The sequence below is a fragment of the Enterobacter sp. FB genome (assembly GCF_000805795.1).
GTDB classification, from domain to species: domain Bacteria; phylum Pseudomonadota; class Gammaproteobacteria; order Enterobacterales; family Enterobacteriaceae; genus Enterobacter; species Enterobacter roggenkampii.
Genome location: NZ_JSZC01000013.1, coordinates 723,383 through 738,925, shown reverse-complemented (window position 1 = coordinate 738,925; position 15,543 = coordinate 723,383). Strand labels below are relative to the sequence as shown.

The window sequence follows — 15,543 nt, the reverse complement described above, 5'->3', positions numbered from 1 at the left end:
TCTTACTCTTCCTCATGGCTTGATTCAGGCTCACGATCCCACGATAAACGAGGGTCGAAGGTCATGGCCGCAAACATGGTCATGATCACGACCAGTGCAAACATTAAAGCCCCCATCGCAGGATAAATACTCATCAAACCGCCCATCCGCACCAGCGCAGAGAGAACGGCGATGACAAACACGTCAATCATTGACCAGCGTCCGACAAACTCGACCACTTCATAAATCAGGTGCATGCGTTCGCTGTCGCGTTTCCCATGACCTTTTGCATCCCAACAGAGCCAGGCGATGGCGATCATTTTTAAGGTAGGCACCATAATACTGGCGATAAAAATGACGCCAGCGACCGGATAGGAACCTTCGCCCCAGAGCAGTATCACCCCGGCCAGGATCGTCGAGGGCATTTTGTCGCCGAGCAAATCGGTGATCATGATTGGCAGAATATTGGCTGGCAGATACAGCATGACGGACGTGACCAGCAGCGCCATCGTCCACTGCAGGCTATTTTTACGGCGCACGTGCCCTTTCGTTTCGCAGCGCGGACAAACGTCGAGATCGGCGGGCAGCACGGCGGTACAGCACGGGCACGAGCGAAGCCCCTGACGAATGCCGGGCACGCCGACCTTCACCGTCTGCGCAAGCGTCGGTGCCGGGGCGATATCATCCCACGCCCAGCGTCTGTCCACGCACTGGAAAGCGCGCAGCTGCAGAACGCAGTACAGACACCAGGGAATAAAGCTGCTGCCAATCCCCACGTCGCCGTACGCCATCAGCTTCACGAAACTGACCAGGATCCCCGCCAGAAAGATCTCCGCCATCCCCCAGCTTTTGAGCTGAAACAGAATACGCGCAAGTCGGATTTTCAGCGGTGCCGGCATCCTGACGCGGTTCACCAGCAAAAGGATGACGACCAGGCAAAAAGCCGGGACTATCTGGACAAACAGGAGAAAGAAGGTCCCCAGGCTGGCGTAATCTTCCGAGAACATCACGCCCGGGATTTCAAGCAGATCCACCTGACTGGTGATCCCCCCCACCTTCATATAGATGAAGGGGAAGAGATTAGAGAGCAGCAGCATGAACAGTGCTGCCAGCGCGTACGCAGTGGGACGCTGCCGCGGCGCGTCCCACTCGGTTGTCAACGTCGCGCCACAGCGTGGACACAGGGCTTTATGTCCGTGACCAAGCTCTGGCAACGCCACGAGCATATCGCATTGCGAGCATAAAATATGCCTGTCGGCATGGTGCTGGTCACACATATGTTATCCCTGTTTATGCGCCGTTTTTCAGAGACTCAAGGTACTCCCAGCGCTCAAAGGCGTCTTCCAGGGCTTTTTCAGCCGCGGACATTTCAGCCAATACTTTCTGAGTATAGTCATGCGATTGGGTAAAGAATGACGCATCAGCAACCTGTTTTTGCAGATCCTCAAGCGCAGCCTCCAGTTCTTCAAGACGCTGCGGTAGCCCCTCCAGTTCGCGCTGCAGGTTATAGCTTAGTTTAGCCGAGGTTTTCTTGACAGTTTCTGCTTTTGTTACAGCAGGTTCAGAACTTATTTTGGACTTTGACTGTTTCGTCGCCAGCGACTGTGCCTGCTGCCCTTTTGCATCGTGATAACCGCCGACATATTGACCAATTCGCCCTTCACCTTCGAAGATCCAGCACTCGGTCACGGTGTTGTCAACGAACTGACGATCGTGGCTGACCAGCATCACGGTGCCCTGATAACCGTCAATCAGTTCTTCCAGCAGTTCCAGCGTTTCGACATCCAGATCGTTGGTCGGTTCATCGAGGATCAGCAGGTTGCTTGGCTTCAGGAACAGGCGCGCCAGCAGAAGACGGTTGCGCTCACCGCCCGACAGCGCGCGCACCGGCGTCATGGCGCGCTTCGGATGGAACAGAAAGTCCTGCAGGTAACCCAGCACGTGGCGCGGCTTGCCGTTCACCATCACTTCCTGCTTGCCTTCGGCGAGGTTGTCCATCACCGTACGGTCCGGATCCAGCTCCGCGCGGTGCTGGTCGAAGTAGGCGACCTCCAGCTTGGTCCCGCAGTGAATGCGTCCGCTGTCGGCCTGCAGCTGGCCGAGCATCAGTTTCAGCAGCGTGGTTTTACCGCAGCCGTTCGGGCCAATCAGGGCGATTTTGTCGCCGCGCTGAACCTGTGCCGAGAAGTCTTTCACCAGCACTTTACCGTCAACCTGATAGTTAACATTTTCCATTTCAAAGACAATCTTGCCGGAACGGGACGCCTCTTCCACCTGCATTTTGGCGCTGCCCATCACTTCACGGCGTTCGCTGCGCTCGCGACGCATCGCCTTCAGGGCGCGCACGCGGCCTTCGTTACGGGTACGGCGGGCTTTGATGCCCTGGCGGATCCAGACCTCTTCCTGCGCCAGCTTGCGGTCAAACTCCGCATTCTGCAGCTCTTCCACGCGCAGGTTTTCTTCTTTCTCCAGCAGATAGGTGTCGTAATCGCCAGGATAGGTCACCAGCTTGCCGCGGTCGAGATCGACAATACGCGTCGCCATATTGCGAATAAACGAACGATCGTGCGAGATAAAGATGATGGTGCCGCTGAAGGTTTTCAGGAAGCCTTCCAGCCAGTCGATCGCTTCGATATCCAGGTGGTTCGTCGGTTCGTCCAGCAGCAGCACCTTCGGCCCGCTGACCAGCGCACGACCCAGGGCGGCTTTACGCAGCCAGCCGCCGGAGAGCGCTGACAGCTCCATGTCGGGTTCCAGCCCGAGCTGCGCCAGCACTTCATTAATGCGGTTTTCAAGCTGCCACAGACCGTGGTGATCGAGCATCTCCTGCACTTTTGCCAGTTCGTTGAGGTTTTTGTCGCTCGGATCGGTCATCACCAGATGCGAAATCTCGTGATAGCGCTTCAGGTATTCAGCCTGCTCGGAGATCCCTTCCGCCACGAAATCGTACACGCTGCCGGTCACGTGACGCGGTGGATCCTGCTGCAGGCGGGAGACAATCAGATCCTGTTCGTAAACAATGCGTCCGTCATCCAGGCCCTGTTCACAGTTAAGGATTTTCATCAGCGTGGATTTACCCGCGCCGTTACGGCCCACCAGACAGACGCGCTCGTTATCTTCGATGTGCAGTTCTGCATTGTCGAGAAGCGGTGAGTCGCTGAAAGAGAGCCACGCGCCGTGCATACTAATTAAAGACATTTATTTTTCCTTTCAGACCGCGGTAATCAACCAGCAGTTATGGATTTGACGGTTACGGGCAAAGTCCTGAGACAGCGTTTTTTGGCTGATTTCTTGTGCTTTCAGTCCCAGGGCTGCTAAGCCGTCATGATCCATACGGAAGCCGCGTTTGTTGTTCGAGAACATAATGGTGCCGCCTTTACGCAGCAGGCGCTTCAGGTCGGTCATCAGGCGCAGGTGATCGCGTTGAACGTCAAAGCTATCTTCCATACGCTTGGAGTTGGAGAAGGTCGGCGGATCGATAAAGATCAGGTCGAACTGCTCGTCGGTGTCGCGCAGCCAGCCCAGCACGTCAGCCTGCATCAGGCGATGCTGACGCCCGGTTAAGCCGTTAAGACGCAGGTTGCGCTCCGCCCACTCCAGATAGGTGCGGGACATATCCACCGTGGTGGTGCTGCGCGCGCCGCCCAGACCAGCATGCACGCTGGCGCTGCCGGTATAGGAGAAGAGATTCAGGAAGTCCTTGCCCTTGCTCATCTGGCCCAGCATGCGGCGGGCGATACGGTGGTCGAGGAACAGGCCGGTATCCAGATAGTCGGTCAGGTTGACCCACAGGCGGGCGTTATATTCGCCCACTTCGATAAAGTCACCCTTCTCACCCATCTTCTGGTACTGATTTTTGCCTTTCTGACGTTCACGGGTTTTCAGCACCAGCTTGTTTGGCGCAATACCCAGCACGGCGATGGTGGCGGCAATAACGTCCAGCATGCGCTGACGCGCTTTTTGCGCATCAATGGTTTTCGGCGGCGCATATTCCTGAATCACCACCCAGTCCGCGTAGCGGTCAACCGCCACGTTGTACTCCGGCAGGTCGGCATCATACAGGCGGTAGCATTCAATGCCCTCCTGCTTCGCCCACTTCTCAAATTTCTTCAGGTTCTTGCGCAGACGGTTAGCGTAATCTTCCGCCACGCCGGACGGCTTGCTGTCGGCCGCCTTCTCCGCCAGATGGTAGTTTTTCTGCACGCAGTCCAGCGGGCCGTTTTTCGCCTTAAACTGGCGGTCGGCGCGCAGCTGCAGGCAGCTCAGCAGTTCCGGCGAGGCGCTGAACAGAGACAGGTTCCAGCCGCCGAAGTGGTCCTTCATGTTGCGGCCAAGCAGGCTGTGCAGGGCAATCAGCGCCGGTTCGCTGTCCAGACGTTCGCCGTATGGCGGGTTGCTGATCACGGTACCGTACGGGCCTTTTGGCAGCGGGTTGGTCAGGTTTGCCACGTCTTTTACTTCGAAGGTGACCAGCTCGCCAATACCGGCACGGCGGGCGTTGCTGCGCGCGCGCTCAATGACGCGAGGGTCGCTATCGGAGCCGTAGAAGTGGGAGGTGTACTCCGCCAAGCCTTTACGCGCGCGGGTCTGCGCATCGTCTTTGACCTCTTTCCAGAGCGCTTCATCGTGCTGCGCCCAGCCTTTGAAGCCCCAGTGACCGCGATGCAGCCCCGGCGCGCGGTCGGTGGCCAGCATGGCTGCTTCAATCAGCAGGGTACCGGAACCGCACATCGGGTCGAGCAGCGGCGTGCCCGGCTGCCAGCCGGAGCGCATCACAATGGCGGCCGCCAGGGTCTCTTTGATGGGTGCCATGCCGGTACGATCGCGGTAGCCGCGCAGGTGCAGGCCCGCGCCGCTCAGATCGAGAGAGATACTCGCCGTGTCGCCGTTCAGCCAGACGTTAATACGCAGATCCGGGTTTTCACGATCGACGTTCGGACGTTCCTTATTTTTACGCGTAAAGCAGTCCACAATGGCGTCTTTTACGCGCAGGGCACCGTACTGGCTGTTGCGGATCTCGTCGTTCACGCCGTTGAAATGCACCGCAAAGGTGGCATTCGGGGTGAAGATCTCTGTCCAGTCGATCATCTGTACGCCGGTGTAGAGGTCAAGGTCGCTATAAACCTTGCACTCCTTCATCGGCAGCATGATGCGCGACGCCAGGCGGCTCCACATCAGGCTCTGGTAAATAAGCCGCGTGTCGCCCTCAAAATGGACACCACCCTGAACCACCTGACACTCTTGTGCGCCCAGGCTTTCCAGTTCAGTTTTTAACAGCTCTTCCAGCCCACGGGCCGTACTGGCAAACAGAGAATTCATATCGTCACTTTTACTCTTAGAAAATTGTCGCGCATTATAGCTAATATGGCGTGTATGTCATAAAGTTGAAGGCTTATTTTCATTCGAGGGAGTGTGCAGTGGCGACGTTATCCAGGCTTTTTATTCATCCGGTGAAATCCATGCGCGGCATCGGCGTCTCTCACGCGCTGGCCGACATGAGCGGATTCGCCTTCGATCGAATTTTTATGGTCACCGAGCCTGACGGTACGTTTATTACCGCACGCCAGTTCCCTCAGATGGTTCGCTTTACCCCTTCCCCGCTTCACGACGGTTTGCATCTTACCGCGCCGGACGGTTCCAGCGCGGTGATTCGCTTTGCTGATTTTGCGCCCGTCGATGCGCCAACGGAAGTGTGGGGGAACCACTTTACCGCGCGCATCGCCCCGGATGAAATTAACCGCTGGTTAAGCGGTTTCTTCTCCCGTGACGTGCAGCTGCGGTGGGTTGGACCTGAACTGACGCGTCGCGTGAAGCGACACGACGCCGTTCCCCTCTCCTTCGCCGATGGCTTCCCGTTCCTGCTGACGAACGAAGCCTCGCTGCGTGATTTACAAGGCCGCTGCAAAGCCAGCGTTCAGATGGAACAGTTCCGTCCGAACCTGGTGGTGACGGGTGCCGAGGCCTGGCAAGAAGATACCTGGAAAGTGATCCGCATTGGCAGCGTCATTTTTGACGTGGTGAAGCCCTGCAGCCGCTGCATTTTCACCACGGTGAGCCCGGAGAAAGGCCAGAAGCATCCTTCCGGCGAACCGTTGAAAACCCTGCAATCATTCCGCACCGCGCAGGATAATGGCGATGTCGATTTCGGCCAGAACCTGATCCCACGCTCCAGCGGCGCGATCCGCGTCGGCGATGAGGTCGAAATTCTTGCTCGTGGGCCAGCGAGAGTGTACGGCTCGGGTCAGGAGGATGAGCTTGTCGACGTTGAGACGAACGTCGCCTCTGCGGTAGATATTCACTGGCAGGGCAACGTCATCCGGGGTAACAACCAGCAGGTACTGCTTGAGCAGCTGGAACAAGCGGGGATCCGCATACCCTATTCCTGCCGCGCGGGCATTTGCGGATGCTGTCGTATCAGACTGGTGGATGGCGAAGTGAGTGCGTTGAAAAAGTCGGCAATTGGAAATGACGGCACAATTCTGTGCTGTAGCTGCGTCCCGAAAACGTCCGTACAGCTGGAAGCTTAAACCGCCTGCTCGAGGCTGAAGGCATCCACGCGAAGCTGGGGCTTCAGCCTGTCGTTCATGACCTTAATGGCATCCCCGAGCTGCATCGTCCGCCCGGCAATCGTCACGCCAGGCTGGGCCAGCAGGCAGAGCGCGGCATTTTCGCCTGGCTCCACCACCAGCAGGCTCACCTCTTCTGCGGTATCGCTCAGGTTGACGCTGGCCGCATCGCCCGTTGCCGGGGTCCAGTTCATGCCGTGCGGCAGGAAATGCCAGCTCTTTGGCATTTGCGGCTTCAGGAAACGGATAGCCACCAGCGCATTTAATACCAGCTCGGCGCGCTGCTCTTTCGAGAGCATCAGATCGCGACATTTTTCCTCAAAGGAGAAATAAAGCGCAGCGTCATCAACGCAAAAGCCTGACGGGGAAAAAGCGTCCGGGGTTAACATTCGGCGGGCAAAACGAGAGCGAAACAACATGCCATTGGCTAAGTCGAGCATCATTCGGTCATGCTCGTCGCAAAAATACCAGCGCCAGTTATCGTCAGGTTTAATTCGCATGTTTCTCTCCCGTCCCCGAAACGTCCTGTACTAAAAATGTCCTGTTTGCCGCTTCGTTTATAACACCATTAATAAAAGACTATAATGTCTAAATAAGCAACAGTGACGGAATATAAAACAACCAGGGCTGGAAATAAAGCCCCGGTTGTCTGATTACGAGAAAAGATTAGATATGCGTAACGATTTCTTTAATCAGCGGCGGCCCTTTAAAAATAAAGCCGGAATAGATTTGCACCAGTGACGCACCCGCCGCCATCTTCTCACGCGCAGCAATCACGGAGTCAATGCCGCCGACGCCAATAATCGGCAGGCGGCCATTTAATTCCGCAGACAGGGCGCGAATAATTTCGGTGCTTTTTAATTGCACCGGACGGCCACTTAACCCACCCGCTTCGTCACAGTTTTTCATTCCCTGCACGAGGGAACGATCGAGTGTGGTATTGGTCGCAATTACACCATCAATATTATGGCGAACCAAACTGTCGGCAACCTGGATCAATTCTTCGGCAGAAAGATCCGGGGCGATCTTAACCGCGACCGGAACATATTTGTGGTGGATCGCCTGGAGTTCATTTTGCTTATTTTTAATGGCACTCAGAAGATCGTCCAGCGCTTCACCATATTGTAAGGATCGCAGGCCTGGGGTATTGGGTGAGGAAATATTCACCGCAATATAACCGGCATAGGCGTAGACTTTTTCCATACAAATCAGATAGTCATCTTTACCCTGCTCGACCGGCGTGTCTTTATTTTTGCCGATATTGATGCCCAGTATTCCGTCAAAGTGGGCTTTTTTTACGTTCTCGACCAGGTGATCAACACCGTGGTTGTTGAAGCCCATGCGGTTGATCAGCCCTTCGGCTTCCACCAGTCGGAACAGGCGCGGTTTGTCATTTCCCGGCTGCGGGCGCGGGGTGACGGTACCGATTTCAATGGAGCCAAAGCCCATCGCGCCCAGGGCATCAATGCACTCGCCATTTTTGTCCAGACCGGCCGCCAGACCCAGCGGATTTTTAAAAGTCAGCCCCATGCACTGCACAGGTTTTACCGGCACATGCAGGCGCACCAGCGCGGCCAGAGGCGTGCCGGTAATACGACGTAATTGCTGGAATGTAAATTCATGAGCGCGCTCAGGGTCGAGCTGGAAAAGGGCTTTACGAACGAAGGGGTAGTACATGAACTCTCCTGGATTCCCGGTGTGCAAACCGGGAGGGGATTATGGGCGATCCCATCGCGAAAGGGAATTGACCTGCGGCAAAAAAACCGCGTAAAACGCAATCGTTTACCTCCCCGTCCATTTCTTATGCACTTTTTCGCATTTTAATTGCAGATAAATCATTTAGTGGAATAAACGCGCGGTGTCACACTCCTTAAAATTGTTATGAATGTTAGATAAAAGCAAACAATTAGTTATAAGGAGGAAGTATGCGCGTCATTACCCTGGCCGGAAGTCCACGATTCCCTTCGCGCTCCAGCGCCCTGCTGGAATATGCCCGTGAAAAACTGAATGCTCTGGATGTGGAAGTGTGCCACTGGAACCTGCATAACTTCGAACCTGAAGATTTGCTCTACGCCCGTTTCGACAGCCCCGCGCTGAAAACCCTCATTGAGCAACTTAACGGCGCGGACGGCCTGATCGTAGCAACGCCCATCTATAAGGCCTCCTTTTCCGGGGCCCTGAAAACCCTGCTCGATCTGCTTCCGGAACGCGCGCTGGACGGCAAGGTGGTGCTGCCGCTGGCAACGGGCGGTACGGTTGCCCATTTACTGGCCGTGGATTATGCCCTGAAGCCGGTGCTGAACGCGTTGAAAGCGCAGGAGATCCTCCACGGCGTTTTCGCCGATGACTCACAGGTCATCGACTATCAACACAAACCCCACTTTACGCCTAACCTGCAAACCCGCCTCGATAATGCTCTGGAAACGTTCTGGCATGCCCTGCATCGCCGGGATATCCAGGCCCCGGCGTTTGGTCAGCCTCAAGGAGTCGCACATGTTTAAAACGTTAACCCGCATCGGACTGGCCGGTTTGATGGCGCTTACCTCGCTGGCCCATGCCGCAGAAACGGCTCCGGAAAGTTTACGCATCGGGTATCAGAAAGGCAGCGTCAGCATGGTGCTGGCAAAAAGCCACCAGCTTCTGGAAAAACGCTTCCCGGACACCAAATTCTCCTGGGTGGAGTTCCCGGCCGGCCCGCAGATGCTGGAGGCCCTGAACGTGGGCAGTATCGATCTCGGCAGCACGGGCGATATCCCACCTATATTCGCCCAGGCCGCGGGAGCGGACCTCCTCTACGTTGGCGTTGAGCCACCAAAGCCTAAGGCCGAAGTCATTCTGGTGCCTGAAAACAGCGACATTAAAAGCGTCGCCGATCTTAAAGGTCATAAGGTCGCTTTCCAGAAGGGATCCAGCTCACACAACCTTTTGCTGCGCGCTCTGCAAGAAGCCGGACTCAAGTTCACCGACATTCAGCCCGTCTACCTGACTCCCGCTGACGCGCGCGCCGCGTTCCAGCAGAAGAACGTTGATGCCTGGGCCATCTGGGACCCGTACTACTCCGCCGCATTGCTGCAGGGTGGCGTTCGCGTGCTGAAAGACGGTACCACGCTGAAGCAGACCGGTTCGTTCTACCTGGCCGCGCGCCCTTACGCTGAAAAGAACGGCGCGTTTCTTCAGGGCGTGCTGGATACCTTTACCCAGGCCGATGCCCTGACACAGAGCCAGCGTCAGGAGAGCATTGCCCTGCTGGCGAAAACCATGGGCTTACCTGAGCCGGTGATCGCGAGCTATCTCAGCCACCGTCCGCCGACCACCATTACGCCGGTGGACGCACACGTCGCCGCACTTCAGCAACAAACGGCTGACCTCTTCTATCAAAACCGCCTGGTTCCAAAACAGGTCACTATTCGCGAACGCATCTGGCAACCCGCAGGCAAAGAAGGAGCTAAATCATGAGTCTGAATCTTTTCTGGTTTTTACCCACCCACGGTGATGGACACTATCTTGGTACAGAAGAGGGTTCACGCCCGGTTGACCATGGCTACCTGCAGCAGATTGCACAGGCGGCGGACCGAATCGGTTTCACCGGGGTGCTGATCCCGACCGGACGATCATGTGAAGATGCCTGGCTGGTCGCCGCGTCGATGATCCCGGTCACCCAGCGTCTGAAGTTCCTTGTCGCGTTACGCCCGAGCGTCGTCTCCCCTACCGTGGCGGCACGTCAGGCGGCCACGCTGGACAGGCTGTCCAACGGCCGCGCCCTGTTTAACCTGGTAACGGGCAGCGATCCGCAGGAGCTGGCGGGCGACGGCGTGTTCCTCGACCATACCGAACGCTATGAGGCCTCCGCCGAGTTCACCCGCGTCTGGCGACGCCTGCTGGAAGGGGAAACCGTCACCTTTGAAGGTAAGCATATTCACGTTCGCGACGCGAAGCTCTACTTCCCGCCGGTGCAGCAGCCGCGCCCGCCGCTCTATTTTGGCGGGTCGTCGGATGTAGCCCAGGATCTGGCGGCGGAGCAGGTCGACCTCTATCTGACCTGGGGCGAACCGCCTGAGCTGGTGAAAGAAAAAATCGCTCAGGTCCGCGCCAAAGCGGCCGCCCATGGCCGCAAGGTGCGCTTCGGTATCCGCCTGCACGTGATTGTGCGCGAAACCAATGAAGAAGCCTGGCAGGCCGCTGACCGCCTGATTTCCCATCTGGACGACGAGACCATCGCAAAGGCGCAGGCCGCGTTTGCCAAAACCGACTCCGTCGGGCAGCACCGGATGGCGTCCCTGCACAACGGCAAGCGCGAGAATCTGGAGATCAGCCCGAACCTGTGGGCGGGCGTCGGCCTGGTGCGCGGCGGTGCGGGTACGGCGCTGGTCGGCGACGGCCCGACCGTGGCCGCGCGCATCAATGAATACGCCGAACTGGGCATCGACAGCTTTATTCTCTCCGGTTATCCGCACCTGGAAGAGGCGTACAAGGTCGGCGAGCTGTTGTTCCCGCATCTTGATGTCGCCATTCCGGAGGTTCCGCAGCCGCAGCAGCTCCAGCTGCAGGGCGAAGCCGTGGCAAACGAATTTATTCCACGCAAAGCCGCACAGAGCTAAGGAGTGACCATGTCTGCCACCTCACAAAAATGGCTGCTGCGCGCCGCGCCGTGGTTTTTACCCGTCGGCATTGTGGCGCTCTGGCAGCTCGCATCGTCCACCGGCTGGCTGTCGAGCCGCATTCTGCCCTCTCCGGAGGGCGTTGTAGAAGCGTTCTGGTCGCTGAGCGTCAGCGGAGAGCTGTGGCAGCATCTGGCGATCAGCTCCTGGCGCGCCGCGATCGGGTTTTCCATCGGCGGCATTATCGGGCTGGTTCTGGGTCTGGTGAGCGGCCTTTCACGCTGGGGCGAGCGGCTGCTGGATACCTCCATCCAGATGCTGCGCAACGTGCCGCATCTGGCGCTGATCCCGCTGGTCATTCTGTGGTTTGGGATTGATGAGAGCGCCAAGATCTTCCTCGTGGCGCTGGGCACGCTGTTCCCGATTTACATCAACACCTGGCACGGCATCCGCAATATCGATCGTGGTCTGGTGGAGATGGCGCGCAGCTACGGCTTATCGGGTTTTTCCCTCTTTGTTCACGTGATTCTGCCGGGCGCCCTGCCCTCCATTATGGTCGGGGTGCGTTTCGCGCTCGGCCTGATGTGGCTGACGCTGATTGTGGCGGAAACCATCTCAGCCAACTCCGGGATTGGTTATCTGGCAATGAACGCCCGCGAATTCCTGCAAACGGACGTGGTGGTAGTAGCCATTATCCTTTATGCCCTGCTCGGCAAACTCGCTGACGTAAGCGCCCAGTGGCTGGAGCGCAGCTGGCTGCGCTGGAATCCGGCCTATACCCTTCAGGAGGCGAAAGCATGAATACTGCACGACTGAATCAGGGGACCCCGTTACTGCTGAACGGTGTCACCAAACGCTACGGCGATAACACCATTCTTAACGGGCTGGATCTGCATATTCCCGCCGGACAGTTTGTGGCCGTAGTCGGGCGCAGCGGCGGCGGCAAGAGTACGCTGCTACGGCTGCTGGCCGGACTGGAAGCCCCCAACGGCGGCGACATTCTGGCAGGAACGACGCCGCTTTCGAATATTCAGGGCGATACCCGCATGATGTTCCAGGATGCGCGCCTGCTGCCGTGGAAATCGGTTATCGACAATGTCGGGCTCGGTCTTAAGGGTAACTGGCGGGATGAAGCCCGCCAGGCGCTGGCCGCCGTTGGGCTGGAAAATCGCGCCGATGAATGGCCTGCCGCACTCTCGGGTGGGCAGAAGCAGCGCGTGGCGCTGGCGCGGGCGTTGATTCACCGTCCGGGCCTGCTCTTGCTCGATGAACCACTGGGCGCGCTCGACGCCCTGACGCGAATCGAAATGCAGGATTTGATTGGTTCCCTCTGGCAGACGCACGGCTTTACGGTATTGCTGGTGACGCATGACGTGAGTGAAGCCGTCGCAATGGCCGACCGGGTGCTGTTAATAGAGGAAGGAAAAATCGGTCTGGATCTGACGGTGGATCTTCCCCGGCCTCGTCGCGTGGGCTCGGCAAGACTGGCGGAGCTGGAGGCAGAAGTGCTGGATCGGGTGATGAAACGCGGAGGTACGGAGTTACAGCGAGCTAAGGCTAATGCCTGATGCCCTCACCCCCGGCCCTCTCCCACAGGGAGAGGGAGGGTAAACTTTTATTACGCTAACGCTTTAGCAATCTTCTCGTACAGATCGCCAGACAGGTTTTCCAGCCCTTTCAGCTGCTCGAGCGCGGCACGCATCTTCGCCTGACGCTTCTCATCGTAGCGTTTCAGACGGATCAGCGGCTCAATCAGGCGCGACGCCACCTGCGGGTTACGGCTGTTCAGCTCGGTCAGCATTTCCACCATGAACTGATAACCGCTGCCGTCTTCGGCATGGAATGCGGCCGGGTTGCTGCTGGCAAACGCGCCAATCAGCGAGCGCACGCGGTTTGGGTTGCTCAGGGTAAAGGAACGATGCTTCAGCAGGCTGCGCACCTTGCTGAGCGCATCGGCCGCCGGGCTGGTCGCCTGCAGGATGAACCACTTATCCATTACCAGACCATCCTGATGCCACTTGTCGTCATACTCCTGCATCAGCGCATCGCGGCACGACAGTTCGGCGGCAACGCTTGCGCCCAGCGCGGCCAGCGCGTCGGTCATGTTATCCGCCTCGTGATACTGCTTGCTCACCAGGGTGTTCGCCAGCTCGGTTTCACCAAACGCCAGATAGCGCAGGCAGGTGTTACGCAGAGAACGTTTACCAATGTCCGCGTGCTCAACGCGATAAGCGTCAAGCTTGTTGGCGTTATAAATGGCGAGGAACTCGTCCGCCAGTTCAGCAGCCAGCGTACGGGTCAGCGCTTCACGCACCGCCACGATCGCGATCGGATCGATAATCTCGAACAACTCCGCGATTTCCGTTGCTGACGGCAGGGTCAGAATTTCAGCGGCCAGCGCCGGGTCAATCTTCTCATCCAGCAGGATCGCGCGGAACGCGTCAGCCACGTGAACAGGCAGCGACAGCGGCTGACCCTGCTGGTGACGGTTTACGTTGATCTTGATGTAGGTCGCCAGCAGGCTTTGCGCCGCATCCCAGCGGGAGAAGTCGTTGCGGGCGTGACGCATCAGGAACGTCAGCTGCTGATCGCTCCACTTGTACTCCAGCTTCACCGGCGCGGAGAACTCACACAGCAGCGCAGGCACCGGCTGGAAGTAGACGTTATCGAAGATAAAGGTCTGCTCGGCCTGGGTCACGTTCAGCACGTGGTGTACCGGGTGGCCGCCCTTCTGCAATGGAATGACTTTGCCCTCGTTATCGTACAGCTCAATGCTGAACGGAATATGCAGCGGGTATTTCTCTTCCTGCTCTGCCGTCGGCGGCGTGCGCTGGCTGATGGTCAGCGTGTACTGCTCGGTTTCCGGATTGTAGTCGTCTTTGACGGTAACAACTGGCGTACCGGCCTGGCTGTACCAGCGGCGGAAGTGGGAAAGATCAACATTAGAAGCATCTTCCATTGCCTGCACAAAATCGTCGCAGGTGGCCGCACTGCCGTCATGGCGCTCGAAGTAGAGCTGCATCCCTTTCTGGAAGTTCTCTTCACCCAGCAGGGTGTGGATCATGCGGATAATTTCAGCGCCTTTCTCATACACCGTCAGGGTGTAGAAGTTGTTCATTTCGATGACTTTATCCGGACGGATCGGGTGCGCCATTGGGCTGGCATCTTCCGCAAACTGCAGGCCGCGCATGGTACGCACGTTATTGATGCGGTTCACCGCGCGTGACCCCAGATCGGAGCTGAACTCCTGGTCACGGAAGACGGTCAGGCCCTCTTTCAGGCTCAGCTGGAACCAGTCGCGGCAGGTGACGCGGTTACCGGTCCAGTTGTGGAAATATTCGTGGCCGATGACGCGTTCGATATCGAGATAATCTTTATCGGTGGCGGTATCGGTGCGCGCAAGCACGTATTTGGAGTTAAAGACGTTCAGGCCTTTGTTCTCCATTGCGCCCATGTTGAAGAAATCAACGGCAACGATCATATAGATGTCGAGGTCATATTCGAGGCCAAAGCGCTCTTCGTCCCACTTCATGGAGTTGATGAGCGAGGTCATCGCCCACGGCGCGCGGTCCAGGTTACCGCGGTCAACAAACAGCTCCAGCGCCACTTCGCGGCCTGAGCGCGTTTTGAAGGTGTCGCGCAGCACGTCGAAGTCCCCCGCCACCAGCGCAAACAGGTAACACGGTTTCGGGAACGGATCCTGCCACTGAACCCAGTGACGGCCATTCTCCAGCTCGCCTTCGCCTACGCGGTTGCCGTTGGAGAGCAGGAAGGGATACAGGGTTTTATCGGCGATGATTTTGGTGGTGAAGCGCGCGAGGACGTCCGGGCGGTCGAGATACCAGGTAATGTGGCGGAACCCTTCCGCTTCACACTGGGTACACAGCGCCACGCCTGACTGGTAAAGCCCTTCCAGCGCGGTGTTGGCGGCCGGGCTGATTTCATTCACGATGCGCAGCGTAAACTGTTCCGGCAGGTTGTCGATGACCAGCTGGTTGTTTTCTTCTTTATAGTCTGACCAGGCTTCATCATTAATATGCAGGGAGACCAGCGTCAGGTCTTCGCCATCCAGACGCAGCGGCACAGCAGTTGCGCTGTGGCGCGTCACCTGACTCACCGCCGTGACAACGGTTTTAGTGGCATCCAGGTCAAAAGTCAGATCGATTTCGCTAATCAGATAATCCGGCGCACGGTAGTCGTGGCGGTATTTGGCTTGTGGCTGTTGTGTCATAGAAAACCTTATGCATCGTTTGTCGAGTAACGTTTCAATATATTCCTGTTGCGCAAAACGCGCTATGCAGAATGTTCATCTTTTCAGGGTCAATACCTTTTTTTGCTACATTTGTATAACACGGGGCACAAAATGCCCTCGACCATAAAACGCGCTTATGTTGTGATCG

12 protein-coding genes are annotated in these 15,543 nt (G+C 57.3%); 6 read left to right on the top strand and 6 right to left on the bottom strand.

Features of this window, described 5'->3' with window-relative positions; all coding sequences use genetic code 11:
* Positions 1-2: 2 nt before the first annotated feature.
* From pqiA to rlmKL, 3 genes are read right to left on the bottom strand one after another with little or no spacing between them, the layout of a single operon-like run.
* Positions 3-1,256 carry a membrane integrity-associated transporter subunit PqiA gene (gene pqiA, locus PI91_RS10290; protein ID WP_008499934.1) on the bottom strand — a complete coding sequence of 418 codons (1,254 nt, stop codon included), beginning with the start codon at positions 1,254-1,256 and terminating at the stop codon, positions 3-5.
* Between the two features lie 13 nt (positions 1,257-1,269).
* Positions 1,270-3,177 carry an ABC transporter ATP-binding protein gene (locus PI91_RS10285; protein WP_039266086.1) on the bottom strand — a complete coding sequence of 636 codons (1,908 nt, stop codon included), beginning with the start codon at positions 3,175-3,177 and terminating at the stop codon, positions 1,270-1,272.
* 12 nt (positions 3,178-3,189) lie between these two features.
* Entirely contained in the window at positions 3,190-5,298 is a 2,109-nt protein-coding gene (gene rlmKL / locus PI91_RS10280; RefSeq protein ID WP_008499936.1) for a bifunctional 23S rRNA (guanine(2069)-N(7))-methyltransferase RlmK/23S rRNA (guanine(2445)-N(2))-methyltransferase RlmL, read from the bottom strand.
* A 98-nt stretch (positions 5,299-5,396) separates the two neighbouring features.
* Between rlmKL and PI91_RS10275 the strand changes: the two genes are divergently transcribed.
* Entirely contained in the window at positions 5,397-6,506 is a 1,110-nt protein-coding gene (locus PI91_RS10275; RefSeq protein ID WP_039266085.1) for a YcbX family protein, read from the top strand.
* Here the strand turns inward: PI91_RS10275 and zapC are convergent.
* Both zapC and pyrD read right to left on the bottom strand, forming a co-directional pair.
* Complete coding sequence (zapC, locus tag PI91_RS10270; RefSeq protein ID WP_021240861.1) at positions 6,503-7,045, bottom strand: cell division protein ZapC; 543 nt, start codon at positions 7,043-7,045, stop codon at positions 6,503-6,505. The two genes, PI91_RS10275 and zapC, sit on opposite strands and share 4 nt — an antisense overlap.
* 166 nt (positions 7,046-7,211) lie before the next feature.
* Entirely contained in the window at positions 7,212-8,222 is a 1,011-nt protein-coding gene (gene pyrD / locus PI91_RS10265; protein ID WP_039266084.1) for a quinone-dependent dihydroorotate dehydrogenase, read from the bottom strand.
* 248 nt (positions 8,223-8,470) lie between these two features.
* On the opposite strand from pyrD, the gene ssuE reads away from it, so the two are divergent.
* The 5 genes from ssuE to ssuB are packed head-to-tail and all read left to right on the top strand — an operon-like array spanning position 8,471 to position 12,711.
* The gene (gene ssuE / locus PI91_RS10260; protein ID WP_008499940.1) at positions 8,471-9,046 is read left to right on the top strand and encodes an NADPH-dependent FMN reductase; all 576 of its coding nucleotides are present in this window, start codon (positions 8,471-8,473) and stop codon (positions 9,044-9,046) included.
* Positions 9,039-10,001, top strand: coding sequence for a sulfonate ABC transporter substrate-binding protein (locus PI91_RS10255; RefSeq protein WP_039266083.1), 963 nt, complete (start codon positions 9,039-9,041; stop codon positions 9,999-10,001). Before ssuE ends, PI91_RS10255 begins: the two co-directional genes overlap by 8 nt.
* Positions 9,998-11,143 (top strand): FMNH2-dependent alkanesulfonate monooxygenase, encoded by a 1,146-nt coding sequence (ssuD, locus tag PI91_RS10250; protein ID WP_008499942.1) that lies wholly within the window; start codon positions 9,998-10,000, stop codon positions 11,141-11,143. Before PI91_RS10255 ends, ssuD begins: the two co-directional genes overlap by 4 nt.
* A 9-nt stretch (positions 11,144-11,152) precedes the next feature.
* A complete protein-coding gene (gene ssuC, locus PI91_RS10245) occupies positions 11,153-11,944 on the top strand; it encodes an aliphatic sulfonate ABC transporter permease SsuC (protein WP_039266082.1) in 792 nt (263 codons plus the stop codon).
* Entirely contained in the window at positions 11,941-12,711 is a 771-nt protein-coding gene (gene ssuB / locus PI91_RS10240) for an aliphatic sulfonates ABC transporter ATP-binding protein (RefSeq protein ID WP_021240865.1), read from the top strand. The genes ssuC and ssuB overlap by 4 nt, the downstream gene beginning before the upstream one ends.
* Before the next feature lie 50 nt (positions 12,712-12,761).
* Here ssuB and pepN read toward each other — a convergent pair whose 3' ends face one another.
* Positions 12,762-15,374 (bottom strand): aminopeptidase N, encoded by a 2,613-nt coding sequence (gene pepN / locus PI91_RS10235; protein WP_039266081.1) that lies wholly within the window; start codon positions 15,372-15,374, stop codon positions 12,762-12,764.
* Positions 15,375-15,543 lie beyond the last annotated feature (169 nt).

Bases quoted from the DNA above. Each gene is read 5' to 3' on its own strand.
- rlmKL (WP_008499936.1), bottom strand. From the start codon at position 5,298: ATGAATTCTCTGTTTGCCAGTACGGCCCGTGGGCTGGAAGAGCTGTTA.
- PI91_RS10255 (WP_039266083.1), top strand. From the start codon at position 9,039: ATGTTTAAAACGTTAACCCGCATCGGACTGGCCGGTTTGATGGCGCTT.
- PI91_RS10285 (WP_039266086.1), bottom strand. From the start codon at position 3,177: ATGTCTTTAATTAGTATGCACGGCGCGTGGCTCTCTTTCAGCGACTCA.
- ssuC (WP_039266082.1), top strand. From the start codon at position 11,153: ATGTCTGCCACCTCACAAAAATGGCTGCTGCGCGCCGCGCCGTGGTTT.
- pyrD (WP_039266084.1), bottom strand. From the start codon at position 8,222: ATGTACTACCCCTTCGTTCGTAAAGCCCTTTTCCAGCTCGACCCTGAG.
- ssuE (WP_008499940.1), top strand. From the start codon at position 8,471: ATGCGCGTCATTACCCTGGCCGGAAGTCCACGATTCCCTTCGCGCTCC.
- zapC (WP_021240861.1), bottom strand. From the start codon at position 7,045: ATGCGAATTAAACCTGACGATAACTGGCGCTGGTATTTTTGCGACGAG.
- pqiA (WP_008499934.1), bottom strand. From the start codon at position 1,256: ATGTGTGACCAGCACCATGCCGACAGGCATATTTTATGCTCGCAATGC.
- ssuB (WP_021240865.1), top strand. From the start codon at position 11,941: ATGAATACTGCACGACTGAATCAGGGGACCCCGTTACTGCTGAACGGT.
- pepN (WP_039266081.1), bottom strand. From the start codon at position 15,374: ATGACACAACAGCCACAAGCCAAATACCGCCACGACTACCGTGCGCCG.
- ssuD (WP_008499942.1), top strand. From the start codon at position 9,998: ATGAGTCTGAATCTTTTCTGGTTTTTACCCACCCACGGTGATGGACAC.